Origin of the sequence: Nevskia soli (assembly GCF_903970205.1) — a bacterium.
In the GTDB taxonomy this organism is placed as follows: domain Bacteria; phylum Acidobacteriota; class Terriglobia; order Bryobacterales; family Bryobacteraceae; genus Bog-113.
In genome coordinates this window covers 1-11,011 of sequence record NZ_CAJCHS010000182.1, presented here as the reverse complement: position 1 = coordinate 11,011, position 11,011 = coordinate 1, and the positions used below count along the sequence as shown (strand labels likewise).

11 protein-coding genes are annotated in these 11,011 nt (G+C 58.6%); 3 read left to right on the top strand and 8 right to left on the bottom strand.

Features of this window, described 5'->3' with window-relative positions; all coding sequences use genetic code 11:
• Window positions 1–1,001: M3 family metallopeptidase (locus tag H1Y01_RS08130; protein ID WP_367399779.1), on the bottom strand; the 1,001-nt coding region annotated here is incomplete at its 3' end.
• Here H1Y01_RS08130 and H1Y01_RS19710 point away from each other — a divergent pair.
• A complete protein-coding gene (locus tag H1Y01_RS19710; protein WP_257644428.1) occupies window positions 996–1,178 on the top strand; it encodes a hypothetical protein in 183 nt (60 codons plus the stop codon). The two genes, H1Y01_RS08130 and H1Y01_RS19710, sit on opposite strands and share 6 nt — an antisense overlap.
• Before the next feature lie 4 nt (window positions 1,179–1,182).
• Here the strand turns inward: H1Y01_RS19710 and H1Y01_RS08125 are convergent, their stop codons facing one another.
• From H1Y01_RS08125 to H1Y01_RS08105, 5 genes are all read right to left on the bottom strand, one after another.
• A complete protein-coding gene (locus H1Y01_RS08125) occupies window positions 1,183–1,689 on the bottom strand; it encodes a DinB family protein (protein ID WP_180539940.1) in 507 nt (168 codons plus the stop codon).
• Between the two features lie 20 nt (window positions 1,690–1,709).
• Window positions 1,710–2,360 (bottom strand): hypothetical protein, encoded by a 651-nt coding sequence (locus H1Y01_RS08120; RefSeq protein WP_180539939.1) that lies wholly within the window; start codon window positions 2,358–2,360, stop codon window positions 1,710–1,712.
• A gap of 73 nt (window positions 2,361–2,433) precedes the next feature.
• Window positions 2,434–3,027, bottom strand: a complete 594-nt coding sequence (locus tag H1Y01_RS08115; protein WP_180539938.1) for an SAM-dependent methyltransferase — start codon at window positions 3,025–3,027, stop codon at window positions 2,434–2,436.
• A gap of 16 nt (window positions 3,028–3,043) precedes the next feature.
• Window positions 3,044–4,003, bottom strand: a complete 960-nt coding sequence (locus H1Y01_RS08110; RefSeq protein WP_180539937.1) for a threonine ammonia-lyase — start codon at window positions 4,001–4,003, stop codon at window positions 3,044–3,046.
• Complete coding sequence (locus H1Y01_RS08105) at window positions 4,000–5,622, bottom strand: cellulose synthase family protein (protein WP_219341379.1); 1,623 nt, start codon at window positions 5,620–5,622, stop codon at window positions 4,000–4,002. Before H1Y01_RS08105 ends, H1Y01_RS08110 begins: the two co-directional genes overlap by 4 nt.
• A gap of 152 nt (window positions 5,623–5,774) precedes the next feature.
• On the opposite strand from H1Y01_RS08105, the gene H1Y01_RS08100 reads away from it, so the two are divergent.
• Entirely contained in the window at window positions 5,775–8,501 is a 2,727-nt protein-coding gene (locus H1Y01_RS08100; protein WP_180539935.1) for a M1 family aminopeptidase, read from the top strand.
• Here H1Y01_RS08100 and H1Y01_RS08095 read toward each other — a convergent pair whose 3' ends face one another.
• Complete coding sequence (locus H1Y01_RS08095; RefSeq protein ID WP_180539934.1) at window positions 8,502–8,813, bottom strand: hypothetical protein; 312 nt, start codon at window positions 8,811–8,813, stop codon at window positions 8,502–8,504.
• 125 nt (window positions 8,814–8,938) lie between these two features.
• Complete coding sequence (locus H1Y01_RS08090; RefSeq protein ID WP_180539933.1) at window positions 8,939–9,862, bottom strand: NADP-dependent oxidoreductase; 924 nt, start codon at window positions 9,860–9,862, stop codon at window positions 8,939–8,941.
• A gap of 16 nt (window positions 9,863–9,878) precedes the next feature.
• Between H1Y01_RS08090 and H1Y01_RS08085 the strand changes: the two genes are divergently transcribed.
• A partial coding sequence (locus H1Y01_RS08085) for an outer membrane protein assembly factor BamB family protein (protein ID WP_180539932.1) occupies window positions 9,879–11,011 on the top strand: 1,133 nt, incomplete at its 3' end.

Sequence of the window (11,011 nt, the reverse complement as noted above, 5' to 3'; positions counted from 1 at the left end):
ATGACTTCATAGACCTTGACGTCCGGATGCCACACCGGCGGCCCGGTGCGCTGCACCACTCGGATGCCGTAGAGACGCTCGACGATATCGAACATCCCGGCCACCACGCGATCGGCCGGAAAGTAGGGGCGCAGCGCTTCCTCGTCGAAGTCGTAGAGCGCCTGCCGTTGCTTCTCGGCAAAGTAAGCAACGTCCCAGGCGGCCAGCTCGCCGCCGAAGGCGCGTAGCTCCTGGTTCTCGCGGTCGAAACCCGCGACGCTCTTCTGCTCCAGATCGCGCAGGAACGCGAGAGCATGCGCGCCGGTATGCGCCATGCGCTCTTCGAGCACCAGATCGGCGAAGTTGGCATACCCGAGCAGGTGAGCTTTCTCGGCGCGCAATTCCAGGATGCGGCGCACCAGATCGCGATTCTCAAAAGGAGGTTCAGCAGCGCGGCTCTGGAACGCACGGTAAGCTTTCTCGCGGATGCCGCGGTCGTCCAGATACGTGAGCAGCGCGATGTAGCTAGGCGCCTGCAAGGTGAACCGCCAGCCCTCGCGGCCTTTCTGCGCGGCGGATTCGCGCGCCGCTGCAACGGCCGAGGGCGGCAGGCCCGCGAGTTGCGCCTGGTCTTCAATCACCAGGTCCCACGCGTTGGTCGAATCCAGCGTGTTCTCACCGAACTTGGTGGTGATGCGGGTGAGTTCGACGTCGATGGCCGCCAAGCGCTTCTTGCCATAGGGATCGAGCTGCGCGCCATGCCGCCGGAACGAATCGAGCGTCTTGGTCAGCAGCCGATTGCGGACGCCGGTCAGATGCTTCGCCTCTTCGGTTTCAGAAAACGCCTTCAGCGCGTTCCAGAGCTGCTCGTTGAGCGGAATTGACGAGTAGAACGCGCTGACCGCCGGCTGCACGGCATTGAAGACCGCGCGCAGTTCGGGCGATGTCTCGACGGACTCCAGATGGCGCACGACCGTCATCGCGTAGTCGAGACGCTCGGTCGACATCTCGAGCGCGTGCATCGTATTTTCGTACGTCCGCACGTCAGAGAGAGCGGCGATCCGATCGACGGACTCTCGTGCCTGCGCGAGCAGGATTTCAATAGCGGGCTCGACGTGTTCAGGGCGAACCTGATCGAAAGGAATCTCGAAGCGGATTTCGAGAAGAGGGTTTGGGGATTCGGTCAAACCCTATTTTAAGCCTTCAGAACTTGTATTCCGGCGGAGTGATGCCCTTTAGGCGTAGGTAGACTTCCGCCTGGCCGCGATGATGGGCCGTGTGCGTGAAGCCGCCCAGCAGCAATTCAAACACGCTCATTTGCCGCGGCCCGATCGGCCCGATCTCCTTGGAAAGAGCGGCGTCATCCAGTCTGCGGAGGCCGGTGATGCAGTAGTCGTAAGCGGTATTCAGGTTCTTGGTAGCTGCGGGTTTGGAACTGTCCGCGGATTTAGGGACCGGATTCTCCGTGCCTAACGCGCGGGAGCAGTAGTTTCCGGCCGCGAGCGCGATGTGGTTCATCTGCTCGCCGAAGCTCATCTCCGCGGGAGTGGCTTTGAAGTTGTAGTCACCTGCGGGCATGGCGTCCGCGACGGCGAGAGTCAGATCTTTGGAGGTGAGATAGTGCTTCAGCAGTTGATCCTTGATACCGATGCTTTGAGCGTGAGCCGCGGTTGCGCACGCGAAAAGAGCGAGAGCTATGGTTGTTTTCATTGCGGAACAATTGTATCGCCCTACGGCTCGTCGGCGCTATCCACGGCTTCGATAATCACGCCCGAAAGGAAGGCCGTGTGATCGCCTAAAGCCGTGCCGGCGAACCTTAGTACGTGCGGTCCCCCATGCGATGCGGTGAGGTTCGCATGCCGGAGCGTAAACGGCGTATAGCTTGTCAAACCCCACGCCTCGATCAGACGATCGTCAAGATAGACCGCAACCGTCTGATTGCCGTCGAAGCTACCGCTGGCCTGGCGCGAACCCAGATAGAACAGCAGCCGGTAAGGCCGGTCGGCCACAAACTGGAAGATCGTCTGAGAGACGCCGCTACCTTGACCCTGTAAAAACGCAGCGGTGCTGAAGGGTAGACCGTCGAAGGACGGAGGCTCAAATGCAGTGTTCGGACCGGTAATTCCCGCCGCTCCGCCGGACCCCGTGTTTGGAGTAAGTACCCAACCCATCGCTGGGGTTCCATTGAACGCTTGCGCTGGAAAAGACTGGCTCGTGCATGTGGCGCCGTCCACGCCCTGATACGCATACCCTCGCGCGCACTGGATGGGAACTTTAGCAAAGATAGGATTCGCGACAGGGAGATTCTCCCCCGCATAGACTGTCGTCGTGGAAAGGCCGAAAAGCAGTAACGTTGGCGCAAAACATCGTAGGACTTTCATTCGGTTCTCCTTGCGTCGCCACCTTACGCTCTAAATACGGGGATCGCGTAGCAACGAGTATACAAACCGCCGTTCAGCGCTGATACAGGAAGATCGTATGGCTGCGGCCGGTTCCATCATCCTCGATCGTTTCCGTCGTTGTCGGGCGCCAGTTGCGGAACTCGAAGTCATGCGCCACCACGCGCGCGCCCTTCTTGAGTTCGCGCTCGAGGATGGGTTGAATCAGGTCGTTGGTTTCGGGTAACAGGTAAACCGTGATCACGTCGTATTGCGAGTAGCGCTGCTTCAGCATGTCCCCATGGATGATACGCGCCGTTTGGGACAAGCCCAGCTTGCGGATCTTCTCTTCGCTCTCACGCGCTAGCTTGTCGTCGAGCTCGACGCCCGTTGCATCGGCGTGGTACTCACGCGCCGCGGCAATCACGATCCGGCCATCGCCGCTGCCGATGTCACATAGCTTTTCGGCCGCCTTGAGGTGCGCCAGTTCCAGCATGCGAGTTACGATCGTGTCCGGCGTGGGCAGAAAAGGAGCCAGCGAGATGCCGAGGTATTCGGCGGGCGCCTCGGGCGCGGTCGAAGGGGCCGGCGTGGATTCGGCTGACTGTTGCGGCTCTGTCTGACGGCCGGAGAAAGCCATTAAAGCGAGGACCAGTGCGTAGACGAACATCAGCGATATGACTCTATCAAAGGTTTCCTACGAGAAACTCCGGGTCTACGTTACCACCCGAAAGGATGACCCCGATACGCTTCGCGCCTTCTACCGCCCGATGGAAGACCGCCGCGGCTGAAACCGCACCACTGGGTTCCACCAGGATCTTTGCACGGAATAAAAGCAGGCGCATGGCGTCCACAATCTGTTCTTCGGTCACCAGCAGCACGCGTTCCGCGAATTGCTGAATCACCGGGAACGTCCACTTTCCGGGAGCGAGCGTGCGCAGACCGTCGGCAATCGTATCGGGAGGCGCGATGGTGACGCGCTTTCCCGCTTCGACCGAAAGCCAGACATCGTTGGCGCGTTCGGGTTCCACGCCGAACAGCCTGATCTCGGGTCGGAGGGATCGCGCGGCAACCGCGCAACCGGAGAATAAACCGCCGCCGCCGATGCAGATCACGAGCGCGTCCAGATCCGGAACTTCTTGTAACAATTCGAGCGCGGCGGTGCCCTGTCCGGCCATGATCAGCGGATCGTCGAAAGGCGGCACCAGCGTCGCTCCCGTCTCGCGCAGGATGCGGCCGGCGATCTCCTCGCGATCTTCGGTCTGGCGATCGTAAGTGACGATGTGCGCGCCGCGGGCGCGAGTCGCCTGCACCTTCGATTGCGGCGCGTCCGTCGGCATGACGATGGTGGCCGGAATTCCGACGCGATGCGACACGATGGCGACTGCCTGAGCGTGATTCCCGGAAGAGAAAGCAACCACGCCCCGGGCGCGATCAGCGGGCGGTATCGAGAGGATGCGATTGGCTGCGCCGCGAATTTTGAATGACCCGCCGCGCTGCAGATTCTCGCACTTGAAGAACAGTTGCGCGCCCGCACGCTCGTCCGCGCTGCGCGAGGTCATCACCGGGGTGCGATGGATGAACGGAGCAATCCGGGCGGCAGCCTCATGCACCGAGGCAGGCGATATCGCGAGCTCTGCCGTCAATAGCGCGACGCCTGTTGCAGATCCAGTTTACGCGCGCGCGTCCAACGCAGGCGATCCTGATGCTCCTGGTAGAGCGTCGTTGCGCCGGCCCAGAGATAGCCGAAGACAAACAAGCTGAGGAAAGGGACTGCCAGATAGTTCAATGTCTGAATTGCGAAGACCACCATTACGAAGAAGTAAGCGCCTACGGCGAGCTCCGCCCAGGGCAGCCAGCCGCTGCGGCGGCGATACTGCTCGTCGCTCTTCTTCGCCGGTGTATGTTTCGCGGGCGCAGTTCCTTCGATCGCGAACTTAGGAGTGCGCACGAAGCCAGTCTTAATTCCGAAGAGTGCTTCCAGAACAGCCCGGGTGTTGATCAGGGTCAATCCGATCCCGACAGCCATTAACATCGGCAGCAGCAAAAACGCGCGCTTCCACGTTTGCGGATGCACCTCCCGGTAGGCAATCACATAGAACGCGGAGATCGACCAGAAGGATGCGAAGATCAGCGGGAAATCGATCAGCATCATCTGCCAGACGCCCATATAGAACCGCACGATCATCACCGGCAGCATCAGAGCCGAAACGACGATCATCAGCGGATAGGTAAGGTTGGGCGTTAGATGCAGCAGCGCTTCGATCTTCACGCGCCAGGGAATTTCGGCATTCCAGATCTGACGACTCAACTTACACGCGACCTGCGTCAAGCCCTTAGCCCAGCGCGATTGCTGTACTTGAAAACCGTGCATCTCAACCGGTAACTCGGACGGACAATCAAGACCGGGCATATACACGAAGCGCCAGCCTTTCAGCTGTGCGCGGTAACTCAGGTCGGAATCTTCGGTGAGCGTATCGTGCTGCCAACCGCCGGCGTCGTCGATCATCGCGCGGCGCATGATGCCCGCCGTGCCGTTGAAATTGAAGAACAGACCGGCGCGCGAACGGGCGCCATGCTCGAGGATGAAATGACCGTCGAGCATCATCGCCTCCACTTCGGTCAGCAGATTGTAATTGCGATTGAGATAGCTCCAACGGGTTTGCACGACTCCGACTTTAGGATCGGTGAAATGGTGGATCGTGCGCATCAGGAAATCGTGCGGCGGCACGAAGTCCGCGTCGAAAATAGCGATAAACTCGCCGGTTGCGGTTTCTAAACCTTCCTGCAACGCGCCCGCTTTGAAACCGTGGCGATTGGTGCGGTGATGATACTCCAGCGGGTAGCCGAGATTCCTGTAGCGCTCCACCAGATCGGCCGCAAACAGATGTGTATCGTCCGTTGAATCGTCCAGCACCTGAATCTGCAGGAGCTCATGCGGATAGTCCATCTTGCAGATCTCTTCGATCAGGCGCTCGATCACAAACCGTTCGTTGTAGACCGGCAACTGCACGGTGACGCGAGGAAGCCGGACGAATTCCTTCGCCGGGATGTCCAGAAGACTCTTGCGGTGCTTAAAGTAGTTCCGAATGATCTCGTAACGATGCAATCCGTATACAGATAGGACGATCAGAACGGAGAAGTAAGGAATCAGGAGCGCCCAGTCGAACCATCCGAGCTGGTGGACGCCTGCAAAAGTATCGTCAAAAAGGGAGTTGACGAAGCGGTGGGAGGGAAGGAGCAGTGCCAGAGCGGCGGAGGCCATCATAAGAGGGTTCAGACCAGGGTCGGGTCGCGCGAGTCACACTCGCAGTCGTAGCACCAATGGTCCGCTGCTGAGGACCGTTTAGATCTATTTTAATCCAGAACCCTTGCCAAACCCAGGGGTTGTGTGGGATTCCTAACAGAAGTCTCAAAATGCGCTATTTTATCGTCCTTCTTGTAAGCCTGATTACCACTGCAACCGCTGAAGCCGGCAACCTTCGCGTAGTTGTCAAAGATCCGAGCGCCGCTGCGGTTCCTGAAGCTGCCGTACGGGTAACTTCGATGGCGGGGTTGATCGCCGGGACGAAGGCCACAGGGCTGGATGGTGCTGCGCTGTTCGCCGATCTTCCGGCAGGCGACTATATGATCACCATCCAGCGCGATGGGTTCGAACCGGGAGAAGCTAAAGCCACCGTCGCCGAGAGCGGAGACGCCAATGTGTCCGTGGCTCTCAAGATTGCGGCGCAGGAAACCAGCGTCGAGGTAACGTCAGCTGCGTCCGGCATGGCCAATTCCGATCCGAACTACCGGGCGCTGCGCGAGCGGGGACTTGCGGAATCGTTCCTGGTCGAAAACATCGAATTGAAACGCGATGCCGGAACGTTCTTCCTCAAGAAAGGCACGCTGAGTTTCACCGGCCCGGTGATGGGACGCGTAGTCGTTGCGGTCTTCAGTGGCGACGGCACGTTTCAGTTGACGCCCGCTATGCGCCTGGAAGCCGAACGCCTCAAGATGGTTACCGGCGACGCGCAGTTTCACGACAGCTTCGATTCCGCGGTCTTCCTGTTTACGGACGCGACTTACGACGAGCTGAAGGCGTCGCTGAAAACGCCCGCGGACGGCGCGAGGAACACAGACGTGTTGCGCAACTTCCGGCGGCAGGTCCGTCATCGAACGGATCTGCCGCGATCCTTCACGGAGTCGCTGCTTCAGGGCGACGGCGTGCGCAACATCGACGCCGAGATTTTGGGCGAGCTATACAACCCGAAGTTCGCCGGTTCGTTCCGAGCGTACTTGCACGGGCATCAGTATCCGGACCTGCGCTTCCTGATCAACCCTCGCGGCGCCGTCCCCGAGCTGCTGAGCACCGAAGAGGTCGCACTGATCAATGTGGATCCGATGGGCGAACACGACGGCATCCTTTACCTGACCCATTACGCGTCTGAGTGGAAAGCAAATACGGCGCTGCAACATGAAGATAAGCGCATCGCAGCGGCGGTTCACTACAAGATCGAGACCATCATCGGGAAGAATGAGCATCTTGCATCGGCGGCAACCATACGCGTCGATCCTGTTCGGGATGGCGATCGCATTCTCGATTTCGATCTGCTGCCGAATTTGCGGGTTACAAGAGTTGCTATCGACGGCAAAGACATTCCGTTCATCCAGGAAGGACGAAAGCTCGACGGAGCGTTCTATGTGATCCTCCCCACTCCGATGGAGCAAGGCAAACCACAGGAGATCCGCGTCGAGTATCAAGGCGACAAGGTGGTTCATAACGAAGGCGGCGGGACTTTCTCCGTGCGGGCGCGCGAGAGCTGGTATCCGAGCTTAAATGTGTTTCGCGACCGGGCGACGTTCGACCTTACTTTCAAGGTTCCTCGCCAATACACGCTTGTAAGTGTCGGCAAGCTGGCGGACAAAGGGCGCGAACAGGACTATACGGTGACGCACTGGGTGGCGAGCGTGCCGATCTCCGTCGCGGGCTTCAACTATGGGGACTTCAAGCTGAAGCAGGTGACGGACGGCGACACAGACTTTGAAGCTTACGCGACAACCGAGCTACCGGCTTACTTGCAGGAGATTCAGCGGAAGAACAATACACCCGGCGCGATGATTCCGAGCGCTATGGCAGCCAACACGATGATCGATGCGGAGAACGCGATTCGATGCTTCACCTATTGGTTCGGGAAACTTCCTTATGGACGCGTGGCGATCACGCAGCAGCCGCAGATGAACTTCGGACAGTCGTGGCCGACGCTGGTGTATCTGCCGTTGTTCTCCTTTCTTGACTCTACCCAGCGGTACTTATTCATGGGCGGCAATACGTTTCGGATGGAGAAGTTCTTCGATGAAGTTACCTCGCATGAGGTGTCGCATCAGTGGTGGGGGCATCTGATCGGATGGAACTCCTATCACGACCAGTGGCTTTCCGAAGGGTTCGCGGATTTCTCCGCGGGTCTGTTTTTGCAAGCCACGGAGAAGAATCCCGATAAGTATCGCCATTACTGGGAGACCGGCCGCAAAGAGATCGTCGACAAGAACAACTGGGGCAATGCGGCGACAGACGCGGGGCCGATCTGGATGGGCTTGCGGCTCAACAGTTTCAAGAATGACGAAGCCTATCGGCAGCTGGTATATCCCAAAGGCGGGTACGTGCTGCATATGCTGCGCTACCTGATGCAGGATCCGAAAACGGGCGACGATGATTTTATCGCCACGATGCACGATTACACCGCGCAGTTCGCATTCAAGAACGCGAGCACCGAGGATTTCGAGGCCATCGTCGACAAGCACATGAAGCCGCAGATGGATCTGGACGGAAACAATCACATCACCTGGTTCTTCCGCCAGTATGTTTATGGAACCGAGGTTGGCAGTTATAACCTGACTTACTCACTTGCTGATCAGCCCGGCGGGAGCGTGCTATTGACCGGCAAGCTTTCCCAAAGCGGAGTGAGCGACGGGTTCCGCATGCGGGTTCCGATCTATCTCGATTTCGGGAATGGAAACGGCCCGGTCAAAGTAGCCAACATCGCGGTAGCGGGGAGCAGCGCGGCGTCCGAGTTCAAGCTCAAGCTGCCGAAACGGCCGAAGAAAGTGCTGCTGAACTACAACGACGACGTGCTGGCGCGCAGCGTCAAAGTAGACGAGATGTAGTTAGTGCTGGCGATGATTGCCATGTTGCGAGTCCGATGGGGCGCGATCGAAATCGACCTCGGCGAGGCGCAAGCGGAACTCACGCATCAGTTCGAACGTGCGCTTGAGAGTCTCAGGGGGAACCGTCGGTAATTTTCCTAAGGCCTCCACGGAGTATTGATAGGCATCCCGGGCAATGTCGATCATCTTCGCGCGGCGCATCCGGTCTTTGTGTTCCGGGGCGGCGGCTTGAAGGAGTCGCAAGGCGAGATCCAGTTGCTGGTGCAGCGTTTGAACCGCCAGTTGTATAGGGTCTTCCAAAGGCGTTGGCATGAGACGAGCAGCGGTGCTTTCCATAAGTTTGTCCTTGTTAAACGTGGCGTTGAACGTGGCGCGTTCTAGAAACAAAGATGGAGCCGACTGCTCGATTGTTTCCTAAGTGAAGCAAGATTAACTCACTAGTTTTGTACAGAGATGGTTACTTTTCCTTTAGATTTCCCGGATTCATTCCGGGCAATCGCGGCGATGCCGTTTTCGAGCGTGAAAACACTATCAATGCGTGTTTTCAACCGGCCGGAATCAATCAACTGCGTGATTTCGGCCAGCCGTGGACCAGCTACTCGAACGCCCATCATCTTCGCCTCGATGTTATGTTCTTGAGCCAATTCCGGTGAAGGAAAGCCGGCAACGGAAATCAATTTTCCACCGGGGCGGACCACGGCAAAGGAACGCTCCAGAGTGTCGCCTCCGACCATGTCGAAGACAAGGTCGACCTGCTTCGCTTTGTGTTCGAAGCGCTCGTTGCGGTAGTCGACGGTTTCGTCCGCGCCGAGTTCGCGAAGGTAGTCGAGGTTCTCTGCCGAAGCTGTTCCGATGACACGCGCACCCTTCCCCTTGGCAAGCTGAACGGCCATGGCTCCGACGCTTCCGGCGGCGCCGTGGAGTAGGACGGTTTGTCCCGATTCGAGTTTTCCGCGATCGAACAAAGCTTCGTAGGCGGTAAGTGCGGCGACGGGTACGGAGGCGGCTTCCTGGAACGACAGCGTCTTTGGTCTAAGTGCAATTTCGCCTTCGAGGGCGATGGCGAACTCGGCGAACGCTCCGCTACGCAGGGTCAACAGAAACCCGTACACTTCATCGCCGGGCTGAAACTTGCCGGAACCTCTCTCGATCGTGCCGGCGACATCGCAGCCCATCGTGAACGGAAGCTGGATCGGCATGTATTGCTTCAACGCGCCGGTGCGGAGCTTCCAGTCGATCGGGTTCACGGCCGCCGCTACAACACGGATGAGAAACTCGCCGGGCTTCGGCTCAGGTTGAGGGATATCATCGACGCGGGTGACTTCGGGTCCGCCGTATTCGTGAAACCGGATCGCCTTCATGCTCAGATTGTAGGTGATGATTACAGGACCCCGGTTGGTTCTTTGGCTTCTCACATCGGCAACCTTGGCCGCGCAAACCGATTGGCCGCGTTACGGCGGAGACGCTGGCAACACCCGCTATTCGCCGCTCACGCAGATCAATCGCGGGAACGTATCGCGACTGCGTGTGGCGTGGAGCTTCGATACGGGCGATGCGTTCGACGGATCGGAGATGCAGTGTCAGCCAATCGTCGTGCATGGCGTCTTGTATGCGACGACGCCGAAACTGCGCGTGATTGCTTTGGACGCGGGGACGGGGAAGCTGCTATGGCAGTTCGATCCGAACGCGGCCAATCAGGTGATTGGTAAGTCGCGGAATCGCGGGCTAAGTTACTGGGAGAGCGGGCGCGACCGGCGCATTTTTGTTGCGGCGCGGGAGTACCTTTACGCGCTGGACGCGAATACGGGCAAGCTATTGTGGAAAGCCGATCTGCGGGAGGGGTTGGGTCGCGATGTGGCGACGATGTCGATATCGGCTACTTCGCCGGGGATCGTTTTTAGAGATCTCTTAATTATGGGGAGCATTGTGAATGAAACGCTACCGGCGGCGCCGGGAGACATCCGCGCTTTCGACGTGCGCACCGGCAAAGTGCGGTGGACGTTTCATACCATTCCGCATCCGGGCGAGTTTGGATACGAGACTTGGCCCAAGGATGCGTGGACTTATATCGGCGGCGTGAATAACTGGGCGGGGATGAGCCTGGATGAGAAGCGCGGGCTGGTATTTGTTCCGACCGGTTCGGCCGCATTTGACTTCTATGGATCGAATCGCATCGGTGACGACCTGTTCGCGAATACAATGCTGGCGTTGGATGCGGCAACGGGTAAGCGGATTTGGCATTTTCAGGCAGTGCAGCATGATCTTTGGGATCGCGACTTTCCGGCTCCGCCTACTTTGGTTACGGTGCAACATGATGGCCATCCGGTGGATGCGGTGGCGCAGACGACTAAGTCGGGTTTCGTGTTTCTGTTCGATCGAGATACGGGGAAGCCGCTGTTTCCGATTGAGATGCGGAAGGTTCCTAAGTCGGATGTCGATGGCGAAGTTACTGCGGCGGAGCAGCCGCTGCCGTTGGCTCCGCCTCCATTTGCGCGACAGGTGTTTCACGA